The 20,767-nt window shown below is 71.9% G+C and carries 17 protein-coding genes; 7 read left to right on the forward strand and 10 right to left on the reverse strand.

Translation table 11 applies throughout. The annotated features are described in order from the left end of the window. Window positions 1-3: 3 nt before the first annotated feature. Genes mdcB through C1M51_RS13185 form a run of 7 tightly spaced genes read right to left on the reverse strand, consistent with a single transcriptional unit; the run spans window position 4 to window position 6,202 of the window. On the reverse strand, window positions 4-864 hold the full coding sequence (mdcB, locus tag C1M51_RS13155) for a triphosphoribosyl-dephospho-CoA synthase MdcB (protein ID WP_129450403.1): 861 nt from the start codon (window positions 862-864) through the stop codon (window positions 4-6). Then, window positions 858-1,547: a malonate decarboxylase holo-[acyl-carrier-protein] synthase gene (gene mdcG / locus C1M51_RS13160; RefSeq protein WP_129450405.1), complete on the reverse strand. Its 690-nt coding sequence runs from the start codon at window positions 1,545-1,547 to the stop codon at window positions 858-860. Before mdcG ends, mdcB begins: the two co-directional genes overlap by 7 nt. A gap of 12 nt (window positions 1,548-1,559) precedes the next feature. Then, window positions 1,560-2,279: a biotin-independent malonate decarboxylase subunit gamma gene (locus tag C1M51_RS13165; RefSeq protein ID WP_129450407.1), complete on the reverse strand. Its 720-nt coding sequence runs from the start codon at window positions 2,277-2,279 to the stop codon at window positions 1,560-1,562. Beyond that, a complete protein-coding gene (locus C1M51_RS13170; RefSeq protein WP_129450409.1) occupies window positions 2,272-3,192 on the reverse strand; it encodes a biotin-independent malonate decarboxylase subunit beta in 921 nt (306 codons plus the stop codon). Before C1M51_RS13170 ends, C1M51_RS13165 begins: the two co-directional genes overlap by 8 nt. Further along, window positions 3,189-3,497: a malonate decarboxylase acyl carrier protein gene (mdcC, locus tag C1M51_RS13175; protein ID WP_129450411.1), complete on the reverse strand. Its 309-nt coding sequence runs from the start codon at window positions 3,495-3,497 to the stop codon at window positions 3,189-3,191. Before mdcC ends, C1M51_RS13170 begins: the two co-directional genes overlap by 4 nt. Before the next feature lie 16 nt (window positions 3,498-3,513). Continuing rightward, the gene (gene mdcA / locus C1M51_RS13180; RefSeq protein WP_129450413.1) at window positions 3,514-5,160 is read right to left on the reverse strand and encodes a malonate decarboxylase subunit alpha; all 1,647 of its coding nucleotides are present in this window, start codon (window positions 5,158-5,160) and stop codon (window positions 3,514-3,516) included. Window positions 5,161-5,215: 55 nt separating this feature from the next. Next, entirely contained in the window at window positions 5,216-6,202 is a 987-nt protein-coding gene (locus tag C1M51_RS13185) for a tripartite tricarboxylate transporter substrate binding protein (protein ID WP_242499687.1), read from the reverse strand. A gap of 221 nt (window positions 6,203-6,423) precedes the next feature. Here C1M51_RS13185 and C1M51_RS13190 point away from each other — a divergent pair, with 221 nt between their 5' ends. Further along, window positions 6,424-7,743, forward strand: a complete 1,320-nt coding sequence (locus C1M51_RS13190) for a C4-dicarboxylate transporter DctA (RefSeq protein ID WP_129450417.1) — start codon at window positions 6,424-6,426, stop codon at window positions 7,741-7,743. Between the two features lie 324 nt (window positions 7,744-8,067). Here C1M51_RS13190 and xdhC read toward each other — a convergent pair whose 3' ends face one another. From xdhC to xdhA, 3 genes are all read right to left on the reverse strand, one after another. Then, window positions 8,068-8,895: a xanthine dehydrogenase accessory protein XdhC gene (gene xdhC, locus C1M51_RS13195; protein ID WP_129450419.1), complete on the reverse strand. Its 828-nt coding sequence runs from the start codon at window positions 8,893-8,895 to the stop codon at window positions 8,068-8,070. A gap of 7 nt (window positions 8,896-8,902) precedes the next feature. Next, the gene (gene xdhB, locus C1M51_RS13200; protein WP_129452195.1) at window positions 8,903-11,224 is read right to left on the reverse strand and encodes a xanthine dehydrogenase molybdopterin binding subunit; all 2,322 of its coding nucleotides are present in this window, start codon (window positions 11,222-11,224) and stop codon (window positions 8,903-8,905) included. Between the two features lie 853 nt (window positions 11,225-12,077). Continuing rightward, window positions 12,078-13,625, reverse strand: a complete 1,548-nt coding sequence (xdhA, locus tag C1M51_RS13205; protein WP_129450421.1) for a xanthine dehydrogenase small subunit — start codon at window positions 13,623-13,625, stop codon at window positions 12,078-12,080. A gap of 125 nt (window positions 13,626-13,750) precedes the next feature. Here xdhA and C1M51_RS13210 point away from each other — a divergent pair, with 125 nt between their 5' ends. From C1M51_RS13210 to C1M51_RS13235, 6 genes are all read left to right on the forward strand, one after another. Further along, window positions 13,751-14,731, forward strand: coding sequence for a LysR family transcriptional regulator (locus tag C1M51_RS13210; protein ID WP_129450422.1), 981 nt, complete (start codon window positions 13,751-13,753; stop codon window positions 14,729-14,731). Between the two features lie 22 nt (window positions 14,732-14,753). Next, window positions 14,754-16,091, forward strand: a complete 1,338-nt coding sequence (gene guaD / locus C1M51_RS13215; protein WP_129450424.1) for a guanine deaminase — start codon at window positions 14,754-14,756, stop codon at window positions 16,089-16,091. A gap of 248 nt (window positions 16,092-16,339) precedes the next feature. Further along, a complete protein-coding gene (locus C1M51_RS13220; RefSeq protein WP_129450426.1) occupies window positions 16,340-17,200 on the forward strand; it encodes an outer envelope protein in 861 nt (286 codons plus the stop codon). Between the two features lie 26 nt (window positions 17,201-17,226). Continuing rightward, a complete protein-coding gene (locus C1M51_RS13225; RefSeq protein WP_129450428.1) occupies window positions 17,227-18,750 on the forward strand; it encodes an ABC transporter ATP-binding protein in 1,524 nt (507 codons plus the stop codon). Then, the gene (locus C1M51_RS13230) at window positions 18,743-19,843 is read left to right on the forward strand and encodes an ABC transporter permease (RefSeq protein WP_129450430.1); all 1,101 of its coding nucleotides are present in this window, start codon (window positions 18,743-18,745) and stop codon (window positions 19,841-19,843) included. Before C1M51_RS13225 ends, C1M51_RS13230 begins: the two co-directional genes overlap by 8 nt. Further along, window positions 19,840-20,760, forward strand: a complete 921-nt coding sequence (locus C1M51_RS13235; protein ID WP_129450432.1) for an ABC transporter permease — start codon at window positions 19,840-19,842, stop codon at window positions 20,758-20,760. The genes C1M51_RS13230 and C1M51_RS13235 overlap by 4 nt, the downstream gene beginning before the upstream one ends. The last annotated feature ends 7 nt before the right edge of the window (window positions 20,761-20,767 follow it).

Genomic DNA, 20,767 nt, shown 5'->3' on the forward strand with positions numbered 1-20,767 from the left:
TCTTCAGCGCGCCGTTTCGACGGCGGCGACGAACAGGCAGGCCGCCAGCAGGTCGGCGCTGCCGCCCGGGCTCAGCCAGCGCTCCACCAGCTGCCGGTGCACGCGCACCGCGTGCAACTGCCAGCCGCTGCGGTGCACGCCGCCGGCGTCGAGGAACTGGCGTGCGGCGCTCTGCGCGAACGCCAGGCCGGCCGCCCCGCCGCGGTGCAGCAGGTTGGTGTCGGCCAGTTCGGCCATCAACGTGAAGAAGGCCTGCACGCGCGCCGCGTTGGCGGCGCCGTTGCGCGCAAGCGCGTCGCGGTAGGCCGGCAGCGCGAGGCGGTAGACCGAGGGGAAGCCGGCGGCCGCCTCGGCCTGCGCGCCGCCGGCGCTGTGCGTGGCGGTGACGCGGCTGCCATGGCTGCTGCCGTCGCGGCGGTGCGCGGCGATGTCGGTGCCCCACAGCTGCCGCACGCGCTCGCCGAGCGGCGCGTGTTCCCGCGGCGTGCGCGCCCCGGCCGCCGCCGCCAGCAGGCCGAGGTTGAAGATCGCGCCGCGGTGGGTGTTGACGCCGCCGGTCGCGCGCAGCATGCGTGCCTCGGCGGCGCGCCCCAGCCGGTTCAGCGTGGCGAAGCTCGCGCCTTGGGCGCCGGCCGCGGCGGCCTGCTCGAAGTAGCGGCGCAGCGCCAGGCTGCTGCGCACGAAGCTCGCGGCGTCCATGTCGCGGTGGCTGCCGCTGTCGCACAGGCTCACGAGGCCCGGCTTGGGGTAGGTGACCAGCTCGCCCAGCAGCGCCCGCACCGCGGCGTTGCGCACGGCGCGCGACGCGTGGCCGCACGCCGGCTCGGCATGCAGGAGCGAGGGAGGCGTCGGCAGGCTCAGCATGGTGTCGACACGGTACCCCAGGCGGCCCACACCGCGGCCCGTTCGCGCAGCGCCGGACCGTGGTCGGACTTCAGCAGCAGCTGCGCCGGCGCGGCGGCCAGTTCGCGCCAGGCCACGCTCGCGCCGTCGGGCAGCTGGAGTTCGCCGTCGAGCCGGGCCGCGCTGCCGGCCTGCACCTCGGCCAGCGCCTCGAGCCAGGCGCGCGCGACCGCCGCGCTGGGCGGACAGGCCAGCAGGTCGAGATCGGAGTGCTCGTTCAGGTAGACCAGCCCGCTGGCCTGCTGCCAGAACGCCGAGCCGAACACGTGCACCGGCAGGCCGAGCGCGAAGGCGCGCGATTCGAGCTGCGCCGCTGGCTCGCGCAGGCGCGCCGGCAGGTGGGCCAGCGCGTCGCCCAGCGCCGGTGGCGCCGAGACCAGCCTCACGGCCGCCGGCGCCACGCTGAACGACAGGCGGCGCTTGCGCGGCTGCGGCGGCAGCGCCAGCCCGAGCGGCAGGCGGCCGGTGCCGTCGCCGGGCTGCGCCGCGCGGCCGATGAAGGGCCGGCCGGCCTGCGCCCAGTCGACCACCGCCTGGGCGTCGGTGGGGTCACCCAGGCCGTCCAGGTCGGCCGGGCCGAGATCCGGCACGAGCCACACGCGGCGGTGGCGCCACGGCCTGGCGTTCTGCGGGGCGAACTCCATCGCGCGCCCGCCTCAGGCGGCCTGCAAGACCGCCTGCACCACGTCGTGGGCCAGCGTGCGACCGCCACGCTCGCGGCCGAGCGCGGCGCGCGGGTCCGGGACGACCGGCATGCGCAGCGCCTGCACCAGGCCTTCGGCGAGCGCGTCCTGCGGCCACACCGCCTCGACGGCGCCGAGCCGCGCGTAGTTGTCGACGCCGGGCCCGAAGATCGCCGAGCTGCGGCAGAGTTCCTGCAGCTCCTCGATCGGGATCTGCGTGATGCGCGCCATGGCCGGCAGCGCCATCACGCGGATCTGCGCGTCGGCCAGCGCATAGGTGCGGTCGGCGATCATGCCGAGCGCGAGGAAGCCGCCGCTGACCGCCTCGCCGTACACCAGGCTCAGCAGCCGGTGGCCGCGGCGGCGCGCGACCTCGAAGCACTTGGCCAGGTGCGCCAGGTAGCCGCCGTTGCCGAGCAGCTCGTCGCGTCGCGACAGCTGCTGGCCCTGGGTGTCGACCAGCATCAGGATCGGCCGGCCGGGGTGCTCGCGCACCACCTGCAGCACCCGGGCGGCCAGCGCATGCGCGAGGTCGACGCCGATCGCCGCGTGCTCGCGGGTGCCCACCACCGCCAAGGGCCCGTCGGCCGTGCGCCCGCTGCCCCACAGCAGCAGGCCTTCGGCGCGCACGTCGTGGCCGCCGGGAAACAGGCTGTCGCACAGGGCCAGTGCGGGGCTGCGGGCATCAGACATCGCTGCGCTCCTTCACGCGGTCGGCGAGGGCGGTGAAGGCCTCGGTGTCGAGCAGCGGCAGCTGCCGCGGCTCGGCCACGCCCAGGCCCGACCAGATGTCGAGCGCGTCGGGCGCCGCACCGAAGCGCTCGAGCCGGCGGCCGAGCGCCGCGTGCTCGCGCTCCACCGCCTCCAGTGTCAGCGGCACCGGCCGGTCGAAGCAGGCCGCGACGGCCCGCCGCAGGTTGTCCATCGTGTCGCGCGCGAAGCCGTCGGCCTCGCCGATCAGGTAGCGGTGCTTGCCGCCCATCGTGCGCCACACCAGCGCGCGGTCCTTGGCGTCGAACTCCTCCACGCCCTTCTGCGACTCGATCACTTCCGGCCCGGAGACCGAGAGCCGGCCTTCCTCGGTCATCACGATGTGGTCGCAGCAGCGCGCCACGATGCCCAGCCCGCCGTAGCAGCCGTTGGCCCCGCCCGAGACCACGATCACCGGCACGCCAGCGGCGCGCGCGGAGAACACCGCGCGCTGGATCTCCGAGATCGCGATCAGCCCCGCATTGGCCTCGTGCAGCCGCACGCCGCCGGTGTCGAGCAGCAGCACCACGGCCGCCGGCCGGTCGCGCGCGGCGCGTTCCAGCAGGCCGGTGAGCTTGGCGCCGTGCACCTCGCCGACCGAGCCGCCCATGAAGCCGGGCTCCTCGGCGGCGAACAGCACCGGCCGGCCGGCCAGCGCGGCGCGGCCGATCATCACGCCGTCGTCCAGCGCGCGCGGCTGGCCGAGCTGCTCGAGGTGCGGGCTGACGATGCGCTGCGACGGCGGCAGCCATTCGTGCACCGAGCCGGCGTCGAACAGGCCGCGCACGCGCTGGCGCGCGGTGGCCTCGTAGAAGCTGCGCTCGGTGGCGGGCAGCCCGGTGCGATCGCTCGTCATCCGCGCAACTCCTCCATCGCCTGCGCCAGGCGCAGCGCCACCACCGAGGGGGTCGCGCCGGCATCGTTCACGGTGACCAGCAGGTTGCCGACGCGGTGCCGCGCGGCGAAGTTCGCCGCCACCGCCTGCCAGGTGTCGGTGTAGCCCTCGATCGAGGTGTCGATGACGAAGCGCAGGCGGCCGTCGAGCGCCTTCGGCTCGAGCAGCGCCTCCATGTTGCCGGAGCTCACCACGCCGGCCAGCGCGGGGGCCTGCCCGGGCGGCAGCGGTTCGAAGGGGCCGAACTCGTATTCAAGGTGTTCCATCGCGCACGACGCTCGTTCACCAGTTGCGGAAACGGTTGGGCGGGTCGTAGAGCCCGCCGGACCAGCGCACCAGGTCCTTGATCGACTTCGCGGCCAGCAGGTCACGCGTGGCCAGGCGCGGGTCGATGTCCAGGTCCTCGGGCCGCTGGATGATGCCCTGGCGGCGCAGCGCCTCGACCGCGAGCGGGTCGCGCGCCAGCCCCACCGGCGTGTAGCCGGCCACGCCGCGGATCGCCTGCTCGCGTTCGGCCAGCGTGTTGCAGCGGTGCAGGTGGGCGATGCCTTCCTCGGTGACGATGTGGGTCACGTCGTCGCCGTAGACCATCACCGGCGGCAGGTCGAGGTCGAAATCCTCCTGCAGCTGCCAGGCGTCGAGCCGCTCGACGAAGGTCGGCTGCATCTTCTCGCGGAAGGTCTCGACCAGCTGCACCACGAGCTTGCGGCCGCGCGGCATGGCCGACATGCGAGAGGCGGCGCTCTCCTCGCCGGCCTTGAGCCAGCCGGGGCTGGCGTGGCGCCGGCCGCGCGACTCCGAGCCGAAGTTGGGCGCGCCGCCGAAGCCGGCGATGCGGTTGAGCGTGGCGGTGGAGGAGTTGCCCTCCAGGTCGATCTGCAGCGTGGAGCCGATGAACAGGTCGACGTAGTGGCCGGCCAGCTGGCAGAACACGCGGTTCGAGCGCATCGTGCCGTCGGGGCCGTTGAAGAACACGTCGGAGCGCTCCTCGATGTAGCGCTCCATCCCGAGCTCGGAGCCGGCGCAGTGGATGCCCTTGACGAAGCCGGCCTCGATCGCCGGGATCAGCGTCGGGCAGGGGTTGACCGTCATGAAGCTGCAGATCCTGTCCTTCAGCCCCAGCGACGCGGCGTAGGTCGGCAGGATCAGCTCGATCGCCGCGGTGTCGAAGCCGATGCCGTGGTTCAGGCGGTTCACCTGGTAGGGCGCGTACAGGCCCTTGATCACCATCATGGCCATCAGCACCTGGATCTCGCTGATCTGCGCCGGGTCGCGCGTGAAGATCGGCTCGATGTAGTGCGGCTTCGGCGAGGGCACCACGAAGCTCACCCAGCCGGCCGGCACATCGACGCGCGGCACGCGCTCGACGATCTCGTTGACCTGGGCGATCACGATGCCGTTCTTGAACGCCGTGCCTTCCACCACCGCCGGCGTGTCCTCGGTGTTGGGGCCGGTGTAGAGGTTGCCTTCGGCGTCGGCGCTCTGCGCGGCCACGAAGGCCACCTGCGGCGTCAGGTCGACGAAGTAGCGGCTGTAGAGCTCGAGGTAGGTGTGGATCGCACCGACCTCGATGCGGCCCTCCTTGATGAGCCGCGCCATGCGCACGCCCTGCTCGCCGGAGTAGCAGAAGTCCAGCTTCGCGGCGATGCCGCGCTCGAACACGTCGAGGTGCTGCGGCAGCGCAAGGTTGGACTGCACGATGTGCAGCCCGTTCACGCGCGCCGGGTCCACCTTGGCGAGGCAGGCCGACAGGAAGTCGGCGTGCTTCTGGTTGTTGCCCTCGACGCACAGGCGGTCGCCCGGCGTCAGCACCGCTTCCAGCAGGTCGATCGCCCGCTCGGCCGGGACGAGCTTGTCCAGCCCCTGCACCCGGGCCGCCGCCAGGCGCTGCCGCTTCTGCTCGGCGCCGCGGTTCCAGCTCTTCGTCATTCAGCGTCGTCCTTCGCGCGATCCATCCCTCTCCACGGCGCCAGCGTAGCCGGCTTCAGCTGTCGACGGTGATGTGCGCATCCTTGATCACGCGGCCCCACTTCTCCATTTCCGACTTCACCAGCGCGGCCACCTCCTGCGGTGTGCGCGGACCGATGTCGTCGTTGCCCAGCTTCTCCAGCTCGCGGATCAGCTCGGGATCGACCAGCGAGGCCTGCAGTTCCTTCTGCAACCGCGCGGAGATGGGTGCCGGCAGGTTGGCCGGGCCGACGATCGAGAACCACAGCACCGCCTCGTAGCCGGCGAGGCCCTGCTCGGCCACCGTGGGCACGTCGGGCAGCGCCTTCGAGCGCTTCGACGAGGTGACGCCCAGCGCCTTGACCTTGCCGGCCGAGATCATCTGCAGCGACGGGCCGATGGTGGCGAACATCACCGGGATCTGGCCGCCGACCAGGTCGGTCAGCGCCGGGCCGGCGCCGCGGTAGGGCACGTGCGCCATCTTCACGCCCGCCTGCGACTTGAACAGCTCGCCGGCCAGGTGGTGCACCGAACCCACGCCCGAACTGGCGTAGTTGTATTTCTCGGGATCGGCCTTCGCCAGCGCGATCAGTTCCTTGATGTTGCTGGCCGGCACGCTGGGGTGCACCAGCACCGCGAGGCCGGTCGCGCACACATAGGACAGCGGCGTGAAGTCCTTCGTCGGGTCGTAGGCCAGCTTGCGCAGGTGCGGCACCACCGCCATCGGACCGGTGTCGGTCAGGCCGATCGTGTAGCCGTCGGCCACCGACTTGGCCACGAATTCGGCCCCCATCGACGCGCCGGCGCCCGGCTTGTACTCGAACACCATCGGCTGGCCGAGCCGCTGCTCGAGTTGCCGGCCCACCAGGCGGGCGGTGGCGTCGGTCGAGCCGCCGGTGCTGTAGCCGATGACCAGCTTGATGGGTTTGGACGGCCAGCTCTGGGCCCACGCCGCCATCGGCATCGCCAGGCCGGCCGCGCTGCTGCCCAGGCAGGCCAGCATTTCACGTCGATTGAACTTCATCCGGGTCTCCTCTGAAGGGTTCGAGCGGCAGGACCGGGCGGTCCGGCAGGGCATTCCGCCTCTTGCACACCAATAATATGTTAGTGATGTAGTAGTTGCATGAGGGAAAGCCCGCGAGCGGCGGCGGGCCCGCCGGGGCGGCGCGCCGCGATGCAGGCACCGAGCTTGCATGAACCGCCGGGCGCTTCGCCCCTCCACCGTTCGCTGCCCGGGAGCCTGCCATGCCCAAGTTCTTGCGTTCCCTGTTCGGCCAGGTGGTGCTGGCCCTCGCGCTGGGCGTGCTGCTGGGCCTGCTGTGGCCCGAGACGGCGGTGAAGCTCAAGCCGCTGGGCGATGCCTTCATCAAGCTCATCAAGATGATCATTCCGGTGCTGGTGTTCTGCGTTGTGGTGCATGGCATCGCCGGCGCGGGCGACCTGAAGCGCGTGGGACGGGTCGGCGTGAAGGCGCTGGTGTATTTCGAGGTCGTCACCGCGGTCGCGCTGGCGCTCGGGCTCGCGCTAGGCTACCTGTTCCAGCCGGGGGTCGGCATGAACGTGGACCCCACCACGCTGGACGCCAAGGCCATGAGCGCCTATGCCGACAACGCCAGCAAGCTCACCGGCGGCGGCACCGTCGAGTTCCTGATGAAGCTGATCCCGACCACCGTGGTCGCCGCCTTCGCGACCGGCGACGTGCTGCAGGTGCTGCTGTTCGCGGTGCTGTTCGGCTGCGCGCTGGCGCTGGTGGGCGAGAAAGGCCGTGCCGTGGCCGGGCTGATCGACGAGCTGTCGCTGGTGCTGTTCAAGATCATGGGGCTGATCATCAAGCTGGCGCCGCTGGGGGTGCTGGGCGCGATCGCCTTCACGGTCGGCAAGTACGGTGTCGGCTCGCTGAAGCAACTGGGCCTGCTGGTCCTGCTGTTCTATGGGGCGGTGGTGCTGTTCGTCGCGGTGGTGCTGGGCGGCATCATGCGAGCCTCGGGCTTCAGCCTGTGGAAACTGCTGCGCTACCTGCGCGAGGAACTCGCGGTGGTGTTCGCCACCACGTCGTCCGACAGCGTGCTTCCGCAGATCATGGCCAAGCTGCGCCACATGGGCATCCGCGATTCGACCGTGGGTCTGGTGATCCCGACCGGCTACTCCTTCAACCTGGACGCGTTCTCGATCTACATCACGCTTGCCGCGGTGTTCATCGCCCAGGCGACCAACACGCCGATCACGATGACCGACCTGCTGACCATCCTGGCGATCTCGCTGGTGACCAGCAAGGGCGCGCATGGCGTGCCCGGTTCGGCCATCGTGGTGCTGGCCGCCACGCTGCAGGCCATCCCGGCGATTCCCGCGATCGGGCTGGTGCTGGTGCTTTCCGTCGACTGGTTCATGGGCATCGCGCGGGCGCTCGGCAACCTGATCGGCAACTGCGTGGCGACCGTGGCGGTGGCCGCCTGGGAGGGCGACATCGATCGAGAGCGGGCGCACAAGGTGCTGGACGGTGAGGTGGTGCCGGCGCAGGAAGGCGGGCCATCGCCGGCGGCAGGAGCGGCGGTGGCGGCGTCCTGAACTCGTACTGCGTGTGGCCTGCCAGGATCGTGCGCTGCTGACCAGGCCGTCGGGCGAACGGCTCCGCTCATGTCCCCCGAGCCCAGCCCGACGGGCTGGCTCTCCTCCTCTACTTCGCTTCGCCATTCACCCGACGTCCTGGTCGCACGCACCACCGTGGCGTGCGAAGGTCTTCAACCTCCCGCAGTCCACGGTGTATCGAAGCGCCGTGACGGGCCGCTGTGTGGAGTGAAGTAGAGGAGGAGAGTCCGGCCGGAGGGCGGGCTCGGGGGACATGAACGCAACAGAGCGGACCGGCGCGGCGCCCGCTTCGCCGCTTGCTGGTCAGCCACCGCTGGAAACCGTTGTCTGCAGCAACTGCGCCACCGCTGCGATCGCCAGCACCGCGGGCTCCTTGCCGGTGATCCCGGGGAGGCCGATCGGGCAGGTCAGGCGGGCGATCGCGGCGTCGGACACGCCGCGCTCCTGGAAGCGATGCACGAAGCGTGCGCGCTTGGTGCGGGAGCCGATCAGCCCGCAGTAGGCGAAGTCACCGCGCCGCAATACGGCTTCGGTGATGCGCAGGTCGAGGTCGTGCTCGTGGGTCAGCACCAGGTAGCAGGCGCCGGGCGGCGCCTGCGTCACCTCGGCCTCGACCGCGTCGACGCACAGCGCCTGCACGTGCGGCGGCAGCGGCGCCTGCGCCGCGAAGGCGTCGAACTCGGCTTCGCGCTCGTCGATCCACTGCACGCGGCAATCGATGCCGGCCAGCAGCGCCACGATCGCGCGGCCCACGTGCCCGGCGCCGTAGAGCTGCAGATGGAAGCGCGGCACGGTCTCGGGCCAAGCCGCCAGCGACGCCGCGTCGAGGGGCGCATAGCGCAGCGTGACCTCGCCACCGCAGCACTGGCCGAGCGAGGGGCCGAGCGCCAGCGTCTGTTCCTGCGCCGCCTCGTCGCCGCGGGTGGTGCAGCGCGCCAGCCGCTCGCGCGCCTGCGCGATGGCCTGCCATTCGAGGTGGCCGCCGCCGATCGTGCCGCGCACTGAGTCGGCCGCCACCAGCATGCGCGTGCCGGCCTCGCGGGGCACCGAGCCGCGCGTGGCCGCGACTTCGACGACGATCGCCGGGCGGGATTCACCGAGCCAGCGGAGGGCGTGGGCGCGCAGGGTCATGGGGGCTTCAGCGTGCCGCGCGCACCGCGTCGATCGCGTCGAGCACCGCCTCGGGCGTGGCGGGCGCGCGCAGCGGCGGGTCGACGCGGTGGCCGCCGACCGCCGAGACCGCGTCGCGGATCGCCAGGAACACCGAGAACGGCAGCAGCAGCGGCGGCTCGCCGACCGCCTTGCTGCGGTGGATGCTGTCCTCGACGTTGTCGTTGTTCTTGAACAGCGCGGTGCGGAACACCGGCGGGCAGTCGTTCGCGGTCGGGATCTTGTAGGTGCTGGGCGCGTGCGTCAGCAGCAGGCCGGTGGTCGGGTGCCAGACCAGCTCCTCCGAGGTCAGCCAGCCCATGCCCTGGATGAACGCGCCCTCGACCTGGCCGATGTCGACCGCCGGGTTCAGCGAGCGGCCCACGTCGTGCAGCAGGTCGGCGCGCAGCAGGCGGTGCTCGCCGCTCAGCGTGTCGACGACCACCTCGGCCACTGCGGCGCCATAGGCGAAGTAGTAGAACGGCCGGCCCTGCAGCGTCTCGCGGTTCCAGTGCAGGCCCGGCGTGGCGTAGAAGCCGTCGCTCCACAGCTGCACGCGCGCGGCGTAGGCCTGCGCCACCAGCGCGTCGAAGTCGAGGATCGCGCCATTGACGTGCACGCGGTCGTCGGCGAAGCGCACGGCCTGGGCCGTGCCGCCATGCGTCGCGGCGGCCAGCGCGGCGAGCCGCTCGCGCAGCTGGCGCGCCGCGTCCTGCGCGGCCTTGCCGTTCAGGTCGCTGCCGGTCGACGCCGCGGTGGCCGAGGTGTTGGCGACCTTGTGCGTGTCGGTGGCGCTCACGCGCACGCGCTCGAAGGCGATGCCGAGCTCGTGCGCCACCACCTGCGCCACCTTGGTGTTCAGACCCTGGCCCATCTCGGTGCCGCCGTGGTTCACCAGCACCGAGCCGTCGGTGTAGAGGTGCACCAGTGCGCCAGCCTGGTTGAAATGCGCCACGTTGAACGAAATGCCGAACTTCACCGGCGTCAGCGCCAGGCCCTTCTTCAGCACCGGGCTGGCGGCGTTGTAGGCGGCGACGGCCGCGCGCCGTGCCGCGTAGTCGCTGCTCGCGGACAGCGTGTCGACCAGCGGCGCGATCACGTTGTCGTCGACGCGCTGGCCGTAGGGCGTGACGTTGTTCGAGGCCGTGCCGTAGAAGTTGGCGCGCCGAACCGCCAGTGGGTCCAGGCCGAGCCGGCGCGCCACCGAGTCGAGGATCACCTCGATCGCGATCGCGCCCTGCGGCCCGCCGAAGCCGCGGAAGGCGGTGTTGCTCTGGGTGTTGGTGCGCGCGCTGTGGCCGTGCATTGCCACCTCGGGCAGCCAGTAGGCGTTGTCGAAGTGGCACAGCGCGCGCGTCATCACCGGACCCGACAGGTCGGCGCTCCAGCCGGCGTTCGACACCATCGTCACCTCGGCCGCCAGCACGCGGCCCGCGTCGTCGCAGCCGACCTCCCAGGCGTACTCGAAGCCGTGGCGGCGGCCGGTGACGAGGAAGTCGTCATCGCGGTCCACGCGCAGCTTCACCGGTCGCTGCAGCCGGGCCGCGGCCACCGAGGCGACGCAGGCGAACACCGCCGACTGCGACTCCTTGCCACCGAAGCCGCCGCCCATGCGCCGGCACTCGACCTGCACCTGGTTGGATCGCCAGCCCAGCGCATGCGCCACCAGGTGCTGCATCTCGCTCGGGTGCTGGGTCGAGCAGTGCAGCTTGAGCCCGGCGTTCTCGGTCGGGCAGGCGTAGGAGATCTGGCCTTCCAGGTAGAACTGCTCCTGGCCGCCGACGCTCAGCGTGCCCTGCAGCCAGTGCGGCGCGGCGGCGAGCGCGGCGCGCAGCGCGCCGGGCGCCGATTCGCGCACCAGGTGCATGTCGGGCAGCACGTACTGCCGCTTCGCATGCGCCTCCAGCGCATTCAGCACCGGCGGCAGCGGGTCGATCGAGAGCACGGTCTTGGCCTGGGCGGCGGCGCGGCGTGCCCGCTCGCGGTCGGTCGCGATCACCGCGAACACCGGCTGGCCGAGGTAGTGCACGTGGCCGGCGGCGAGGATGGGCTCGTCGTGCACGATGGGGCCGCAATCGTTGGGGCCGGGGATGTCGGCCGCGGTCAGCACCGCCACGACGCCGGGCAGGGCCTTCAGCGCTTCCACATCGATCGCCTTCAGCACGCCGTGCGCCACCGGCGACAGGCCCAGCGCCGCGTGCAGCGTGCCTGCCAGCTCGGGCAGGTCGTCGATGTAGGGCGCCGCACCGGCCACGTGCAGGTGCGCCGACTCATGGGGCCGTGCGCGGCCGGCCTCGGGGGCGTTCTGCACCGAGGGGGGCTGGGTGTCGCTGTCGACGAGGAAGGCGTCGGCCTGCTTGTTCACCGGAGTCTCCAGTTCCTGTTCATGCCAGGGTCTTCGGGGCGGTGCTGCGACGAGGCTGCGGGCGGGGCCGGCTCCGCTTAGCGGGGGTACCCGATGCGCTGCGCCAACCCCACCCGCAGCCTCGCCGCGGAGACGTTGGAGCGATCACGGAGCCGAACAGCCGGTTCGGCGGGGTCGTGGGCGGGTGAGTGGCAGCGCGCATCGGGTACTCCCGCTAAGCGATGACGCTCGCCCGCCCATGGCCCCGCACGCGCATGGCGGGCACGACAGGATCAGGCCCGGCGAAAGGGCGCATCACCGAAGAGCCCCGGGGGTTTCGACGCCAAGGCCCCTGGTCCGCGCTGCGGCGAGGCTGCGGGTGGGGCCGGCTCCGCTTAGCGGGGGTACCCGATGCGCTGCGCCGACCCCACCCGCAGCCTCGCCGCGGAGACGTTGGAGCGATATGGCGGGCACGACAGGATCAGGCCCGGCGAAAGGGCGCATCACCGAAGAGCCCCGGGGGTTTCGACGCCAAGGCCCCTGGTCCGCGCTGCGGCGAGGCTGCGGGTGGGGCCGGCTCCGCTTAGCGGGGGTACCCGATGCGCTGCGCCGACCCCACCCGCAGCCTCGCCGCGGAGACGTTGGAGCGATCACGGAGCCGAACAGCCGGTTCGGCGGGGTCGTGGGCGGGTGAGTGGCAGCGCGCATCGGGTACTCCCGCTAAGCGATGACGCTCGCCCGCCCATGGCCCCGCACGCGCCCGACAGGAACGACAGGATCAGGCATCGAAAAGGGGCTCATGGATGCCGTATGGGCTGACTCAAGCGGCAGCCCACACGTTGGTCTGTGCGATCGGCAGCGGCGCGACCGGCCGCGTCTCCAGCCACAGCCGCATCAGCAGGTTCTGCGACGCACGCAGGCGGTAGGCAGCCGACGCCCGCAGGTCGGTCATCGGTGCGTAGTCGGTGGCCAGCGCGGTCATCGCCGCCCGCACGGTGATCTCGGTCCAGGGCTGCCCGACGACGGCCGCCTCCGTGGCCGCGGCCCGCTTGACGACGGCCGCCATGCCGCCGAACGCGAAGCGCGCCTGCGCCACCGTCTCGCCGTCGAGCGTGATCGCAAGGCCGGCGCACACCGCCGAGATGTCGCAGTCGAAGCGCTTGCTGAGCTTGTAGGCCCGCACCTGCATTGCGGCGGCCGGGCGCGGCAGCTCGATCGCCTCGATGAACTCGCCCGGCGCCAGCCGGTTCTTCATGTAGTCCACGTAGAACTCGGCCAGCGGCAGGCGGCGCTGCTGCGCGCCGCGGCGCAACACCAGCACGGCATCGAGCGCCAGCAGCACCGGCGCGCTGTCGCCGATCGGCGAGCCGTTGGCGACGTTGCCGCCCATGGTGCCGGCATGGCGCACCGGCAGCGACGCGAAGCGGCGCCACACCTCGGCGAGCGCCGGGGCGACGCCGACCAGCGCGCGCCAAGCGTCCTCGAGCGGCGCGCCGGCGCCGATGCGCAGCGTGTCGCCCTGCCACTCGATGCGCTTGAGCGCGTCGACGTCGCCGAGGTAGACGATCTCGCCGAGCGCACGGAACTGCTTGTTGACCCACAGCCCGATGTCGGTGCTGCCGGCCAGCAGCCGTGCCTGCGGCCGCGCCTCGATCAGCGCGGCCAGCGCCGGCAGCGTGCGCGGCGCGTGGAAGCCGACGGCGGGCTCGTGCGTGTCGAGGCCGGCCTGCTGCTCCTGCAGCTGCCGCAGCGCCGCGACGAGGGGCGCGGTGTCCAGCCGCCTCGGTGGCAGCGTGAACATGCGCTCGCCGGCGTCGAGGATGGGGCGGTAGCCGGTGCAGCGGCACAGGTTGCCCGACAGCTCGTCGGCCAGCTCGGCGCGCGTCGGCTGCGTACCGGCCTGGCAGTGTCGTTCGTAGCAGGCCGCGAGCGACATCGCGAAGCCCGGCGTGCAGAAGCCGCACTGCGAGCCGTGGCAGTCGACCAGGGCCTGCTGCACCGGGTGCAGCGTGCCCACGCCGGGGTCCGCGACGGCCACGCCCTGGGCGATCGCCTGCAGATCCTCCACCGTCAGCAGCGCCTTGCCGTGCAGCGTGGGCAGGAACTGGATGCAGCTGTTCACCGTGCGCAGGCTGAGGCCGCCGACCACGGTGGCGCGCGCCGAGGGCGTGCCCACCGCCTCGGCATGCTCGGCCAGTTCGGCGACGACCACGGTGCAGGCGCCGCAGTCGCCCTCGTTGCAGCCCTCCTTGGTGCCGGTGCAGCGGGCGTCCTCGCGCAACCAGTTCAGCACGCTGCGCGTCGGCGACGCGCCCTCGACCGCGACGACGCGGCCGCGGTGGAAGAAGCGAACGGCTGGCAGGCTCATTGCGTGGTGTCGAGGGAGCGGTGGGCGGGGCGCGGTCGGACGGATCTTGCAGTTCGGGCCGAAGGTACTCCACGCTGACCCCATGCGAATACGATGCCAGCGATAACCGGTATGCCGATGACGATATGAGCCAGCCCACGCTTTTCGACAAGATCGAGCTCCATCTCGTCCGCGTCCTCCATACCGTGATCACCGAACGCAGCGTCTCGCGCGCCGCCCTCAGGCTGCGCAGCACCCAGCCGGCCGTCAGCGCCCAGCTGAAGCGCCTGCGTGCGCTGGTCGGCGACCCGTTGTTGGTGCGTTCCGGCACCGGGATGGCGCCGACCGCGGTGGCGCTGCAGCTGCTGGAGCCGGCGGCCGATCTGCTGCGCAGCGCCGAGCGGCTGTTCGGCTCGCGCGCCGAGGCGCTGGCCTTCGACCCGGCGCACAGCGAGACGACCTTCCGCGTGGCGGCGAGCGACTACCTCGACCCGCAGTTCCTGCCCGCGCTCGTGACGCGGCTGCGCGCCGAGGCACCGGGCATCCGCGTGGAGGTGCTGCCGCTGTCGGCCGAGTTCGACTACCGCAAGGGCCTGGCGCGCGGCGAGGTCGACCTGGTGATCGGCAACTGGCTGCGGCCACCGGCCGAGCTGCACCTGGGCCGCCTGCTGTCCGACGAGATCGTCTGCCTGGTCGCCGAGGACCACCCGGCCGTGAAGAGCCCGCGCAGCTGGACCGCCGAGCGCTACCTGGCCAGCGAGCACATCGCGCCGACGCCGCTGCATCCTGGCGCGCGCGGTGTGATCGACGAGCACCTCGACGCGCTGGGTCTGGCGCGCGACATCGTGGTGCGCAGCCCCTACTTCGGCCTGGGGCCGCAGATGGTGGCGCACTCGCGGCTGGTGCTCACCACCGGCCGGCTGTTCTGCAGCCGCTACGTCGGTCAGCTGCCGGGCCTGCGCATCGTGCGCTGCCCGGTGCCGTTCCCGGCGCTGGTCTACTACCAGCTCTGGCACGAGCTGAGCCACCAGTCGGCCGCCGGCCGCTGGCTGCGCGGCGTGATGCGCGACGTGGCGCGCGGCCTGCCGAAGCCGGGTGCCGCGGTCCCGCGCGCCGGCGCTCACTGATGACCACGCAAGGGAGCACCGCATGAGCCAACGGCTGGCCCTGTTCGGCGACCTGCTCGACATCGAGGCCGACCCTGGCTTCGCCGCCCCCGGCGACGCCGCCGGCGTGCGCTACCGGCCCGACCACTGGCTGCTGGTGGAGGATGGCCGCATCGTCGGCGCCGAGCCGGCCCGCGCCGGCAGCGGCCCCGACGCCAGCTGGCAGCGCGTGGACCACGCCGGGCGGCTGATCACGCCGGGCTTCATCGACACCCATGTGCACTGCCCGCAGCTCGACGTGATCGCGAGCTACGGCACCGCGCTGCTCGAGTGGCTGAACACCTACACCTTCCCTGCCGAGCTGCGCTATGCCGATCCGCTGGTGGCGGCCAGCGGCGCCGAGCGCTTCGTCGATGCGCTGCTGGCGCACGGCACCACTGCGGCGGTGGTGTTCCCGACCGTCCACAAGGGCGCGACCGAGGCGCTGTTCACCTCGGCCCGCTCGCGCGGCATGCGGCTGGTGGCCGGCAAGGTGCTGATGGACCGCCATGCGCCCGACGGCCTGCGCGACGACGTGCTGCAGGCCGAGCGCGATTGCGCCGATCTGATCGCGCGCTGGCACGGCAACGGCCGCCTGTCGTATGCCGTGACGGTGCGCTTCGCGGCCACCAGCACGCCCGAACAGCTGGCGATGACCGGTCGGCTGTGCCGCGAACACCCGGGCGTCTACCTGCAGACCCACGTGGCCGAGAACACCGACGAGGTGCGCTGGATCGCCGAGCTGTTCCCCGAGGCGCGCAGCTACCTCGACGTCTACCACCGCCACGGCCTGCTGCACGAGCGCGCGGTGCTCGCGCACGGCATCTGGCTCGACGACACCGACCGCGCGCTGCTGCGCGACACCGGCGCGCAGATCGCCTTCTGCCCGTCGAGCAACCTGTTCCTCGGCAGCGGGCTGTTCGACTGGCAGGCCGCGGTCGACACCGGCTACCGCGTGTCGATGGCCAGCGACGTGGGCGGCGGCACCAGCCTGTCGATGCTGCGCACGCTGGCCGACGCCTACAAGGTGCAGGCGCTGCGCGGCGTGAAGCTGAGCGCCTGGAAGGCGCTGCATGCGGCCACGCGCGGCGCCGCCGAGGCGCTGGGCCTGGCGCACGAGATCGGGCAGCTCGGCGCCGGCGCGCTGGCCGACCTGGCGGTGTGGGACTGGGCCGTGGGCCCGGTGGCGACGCACCGCGACGCGGTGGCGCGCCGCGGCCGTGCCGGCGTGTCGCCGCTGGCCGCGCTGCACGAGCGCGTGTTCGCCTGGATGACGCTGGGCGACGAGCGCAACCTCGTCGCCACCTACGTGGCCGGCAGCTGCCGCCACGAACGCGGCTGAACGCGGGCGCGGCGCCTGCGTCGCCGTTGGGCGGTTCGTTCCGGCGTGGGATTCAACATGGTGCACAAACTGGTATACAAAAAGGACGATGCCTCTTTTGGTGGCATCGGGGCCGGCGGAGCGGCCTTTCCTTCTGGTACGGAAGTTGCGCAAGGACGGAGCGAGTCCGGAAGTCGCGCCGCGTTGGGCGGAGAGCGACCGAGGCTGCTCCGCTCACCGACGCCCCACCACTCCTCCGAAGGATCATGATGAACCCGACCTGCAAGACCGCCCTGGCGCTCGCGCTCGCCGCCACGAGCCTCACGAGCCTCGCCGCCGACTGGAGCGATACCGCGATCAGCGTGCGCTACGGCACCCAGTTCGCCGAGCCCTACAACAACAACCCGGACGGTTCGCGCAACGACATCACCAAGACGATCGTCGGCCTCACGCACGTGAGCGGCTACAAGTACGGCGTGAACTTCTTCAACGCCGACCTGCTGCTCTCGGACCGCAACGACCCGGGCGACGGCACGCCCGGCGCCTCCGGCGCGCAGGAGGTCTACATCGTCTACCGCCACCTGCTCGACATCGGCAAGGTGATGGGCAAGGACCTCAAGGTCGGCCCGGTGCGCGGCTTCGGCTTCACCGCCGGCTTCGACTGGAACACCAAGAACGACGGCTATGCCTCGAAGAAGCGCATGTTCGTGTTCGGCCCCACGGTGATGTTCGACGTGCCGGGCTTCGCCAATCTCTCGCTGCTGGCCTTCAAGGAAAGCAACTCGCCCAAGGGCATCGCCGACCGCTACACCTACGACACCCACCCGGCGCTGGCGGCGGAGTGGGGCATCCCGATCGGGAGCCTGCCGCTGGCCTTCGAGGGCTACGCGCTCTACATCGGCGACAAGGGCACCAACGAGTTCGGCGGCCCGACCAAGCCCGAGACCCACGTCGACATGAAGCTGATGCTCGACGTCGGCCTGCTGGCGGGCGCTCCCAAGGGCACCTTCAAGGTCGGCATCGCCTACGAGTACTGGAAGAACAAGTTCGGCAACCCGACCGAGACCCCGGGGGCCGGCGAGGGCGCGACCGCGCGCACGCCGATGATCCGCGCCGAGTACCACTTCTGAGCGTCGCCGCATCCGCTCCCTCGTCCATGCTCCGCCTCGAACTCCTCGGCATCACCAAGCAGTACCCGTCGGTCCGCGCGAACGACGGCGTGAACCTGCGTGTGGCGCCCGGGCAGATCCACGCGGTGCTGGGCGAGAACGGGGCGGGCAAGTCCACGCTGATGAAGATCATCTACGGCGCGGTGCGGCCCGACGCCGGCGAGATGATCTGGGACGGCCGCCAGGTGCAGATCGCGAGCCCGGCGCAGGCGCGCCAGCTCGGCATCAGCATGGTCTACCAGCACTTCAGCCTGTTCGACACGCTGACCGCCGCCGAGAACGTGTGGCTCGGCCTCGACAAGAGCCTGTCGCTGGCCGAGGTGACGGCGCGCATCGTGCAGGTCTCCAAGGTCTACGGTCTCGAGGTCGACCCGTCGCGGCCGGTGCACTCGCTGTCGGTCGGCGAGCGCCAGCGCGTCGAGATCGTGCGTGCGTTGCTCACCGATCCCAAGCTGCTGATCCTCGACGAGCCGACCTCCGTGCTGACGCCGCAGGCCGTCGAGACCCTGTTCGTCACGCTGCGCCAGCTCGCCGAGCGCGGCTGCTCCATCCTCTACATCAGCCACAAGCTCGACGAGATCCGCGCGCTGTGCCACCACTGCACGGTGCTGCGCGGCGGCAAGGTCACCGGCGAGGTCGACCCGCGCACCGTCGGCAATGCCGAGCTGTCGCGGCTGATGATCGGCGCCGAGCCGCCGAAGCTGCAGCACATCCAGGCGCGCCTCGGCGACGTGGCGCTGCAGGTGAGCGGCCTGACGCTCGCGAAGCAGTCGCCGTTCGGCACCGATCTGAAGGACATCGGCTTCGAGGTGAGGGCCGGCGAGATCGTCGGCGTGGCCGGCGTCTCGGGCAACGGCCAGCAGGAGCTGATGGCCGCGCTGTCGGGCGAGGACGCACGCGCGCCGGCCGGCGCGCTGAGCCTGTTCGGCCACGACATCGGCCGGCAGCCGCCGCGCGCGCGCCGCGCGCTGGGCCTGCACTTCGTCCCCGAGGAGCGGCTGGGGCGCGGCGCGGTGCCGACGCTGTCGCTGGCCGCGAACACGCTGCTGACGCGCACCGAGGCGGTGGGCCGCGGCGGCTGGCTGCGCATGGCCCAGGTGCAGCGCCTGGCCGCGGCGCTGATCGCGGCCTTCAACGTCAAGGCCGGCGGGCCGAAGGCGGCCGCGAAGAGCCTGTCGGGCGGCAACCTGCAGAAGTTCATCGTCGGCCGCGAGATCGACGCGCGGCCGAAGCTGCTGATCGTCTCGCAGCCGACCTGGGGCGTGGACGTCGGCGCGGCCGCGCAGATCCGCGGCGCGCTGCTGAAGCTGCGCGACGAGGGCTGCGCGGTGCTGGTGGTCAGCGAGGAGCTCGACGAGCTGTTCGAGATCAGCGACCGCCTGCTCGTCATCGCCCAGGGCCGCGTGAGCCCGAGCGTGCCGACGATGCGCACGACGGTCGAGATGATCGGCGAGTGGATGAGCGGCCTGTGGCCGAAGGCCGCTGCCGGCGAGGCGCTGCGCCATGCTTAAGCTCGAGGCCCGGGCCCAGCCCTCGCAGGCGATGGCGCTCGCCTCGCCGCTGATCGCACTGGCGCTCACGGTGCTGCTGGCCGCACTGCTGTTCGTCGCGCTCGGCAAGGACCCGCTGAAGGGCCTGGGCATCTTCTTCGTCGAGCCGTTGAACGGCCTGCGCTCGGTGTCGGAGGTGCTGCTGAAGGCCACGCCGCTGATCCTGTGCGCGCTGGGGCTTGCGGTCTGCTACCGCTCGAACGTCTGGAACATCGGCGCCGAAGGGCAGTTCCTGCTCGGCGCGATCGCCGGCGGCGGCGTCGCGCTCTGGCTCACCCATCTGGGCGTCAGTGGCGTGCGGGGCCTGTACTCGCCGCTGGTGCTGCTGGCCGGCGTGCTGGGCGGCATGGCCTGGGCCGCTCTCACCGCGCTGCTGCGCGACCGCTTCAACGCCAGCGAGATCCTGGTCAGCCTGATGCTGGTCTACGTGGCCCAGCAGCTGCTGAACTACCTGGTGTTCGTGCCCTGGAAGGACCCGGGCGGCTTCAACTTCCCGCAGACCAGGACCTTCGACGCCTCGACCTGGCTGCCGACCCTGTTGCCTGGATCGCGGCTGCACTGGGGTTTCATGCTGGCGCTGGTGATGGTGGTGCTGTTCTGGGTCTTCCTGTTCCGCTCCTGGCGCGGCTACCAGCTGCAGGTCGGCGGCCTGGCGCCGGCCGCGGCGCGCTACGCCGGTTTCTCGGCGCGCGCCTCGCTGTGGACCGCGCTGCTGATGTCGGGCGGCATGGCCGGCCTGGCCGGCGCCATGGAGGCGGCCGGGCCGCTGCGCCAGCTCACGCCGCATGTTTCTACCGGCTACGGCTTCACCGCGATCATCGTCTGCTTCGTCGGCCGCCTGCACCCGCTGGGCATCGTGTGCTCGGGCGTGCTGCTGTCGATGCTGCTGATCGGCGGCGAACTCGGCCAGTCGCGCCTGGGCTTGCCCAATGCGCTGACCGGCGTGTTCCAGGGCCTGCTGCTGTTCCTGCTGCTGGCCTGCGACACGCTGATCCACTACCGGGTCCGGCGGCGCAGGCCCGCTCCTGCAGCGACGGCGAGGGCGGCGTCGTGAACGAAGCCGCGCTGCTGATCGCCGCCACGCTGGCCTCGGGCACGCCGCTGGCCATCGCCGGGCTGGGCCTGCTGCTCAACGAGAAGGCCGGCGTGCTGAACCTCGGCGCCGAGGGGATGATGCTGGTCGCCGCGATCGCCGGCTTCGCCGCGGCGCTCTACACCGGCAGCGATGCGCTGGCCTTCGCGGCCGGCGCGCTGGCCGGCATGGCGATGGCGGCGCTGTTCGCGCTGCTGGTGATCGGCCTCAACACCAACCAGTACGCCACCGGTCTGGCGCTGAGCCTGTTCGGGGCCGGCTTCTCGGCCTTCGTCGGCGTCGACCTGGTCGGCAAGAAGCTGGCCGACCGCGCGCCGTTCGAGGTGCCGCTGCTGGCCGACATTCCCTTCCTCGGTCCGGCGCTGTTCCGCCAGCATCCGATGGTCTACCTGGCGATCGCCGCGGTGCTCGGGCTGAGCTGGTTCCTGTACCGCAGCCGCGCCGGACTGGTGCTGCGCGCGGTCGGCGAATCGCCCGAGTCCGCCCATGCGCTCGGCTACCCGGTGCGCATGATCCGCTTCGCGGCGGTGGTGGCGGGGGGCGCGCTGTGCGGCGTGGCCGGGGCCTTCCTGTCGGTGGTGTACGCGCCGCTGTGGGTCGAGGGGCTGGTGGCCGGGCGCGGCTGGATCGCGCTGGCGCTCACCACCTTCGCCACCTGGCGACCGGCACGTGTCTTGCTCGGTGCCTACCTGTTCGGCGGCGTGACGATGCTGCAGTTCGCTCTGCAGGGCGCGGGCGTCGAGGTGTCGAGCCAGCTGCTGTCGATGCTGCCCTACCTCGCCACGATCGTCGTGCTCGCCCTCATCTCGCGCAACCCGCTGTGGATCCGCATCAACATGCCGGCCTCGCTCGGCAAGCCCTTCCATCCCGGCTCGTGAGCGCCCG

Source organism: Methylibium sp. Pch-M, from assembly GCF_004136295.1.
Lineage (GTDB): Bacteria > Pseudomonadota > Gammaproteobacteria > Burkholderiales > Burkholderiaceae_C > Methylibium > Methylibium petroleiphilum.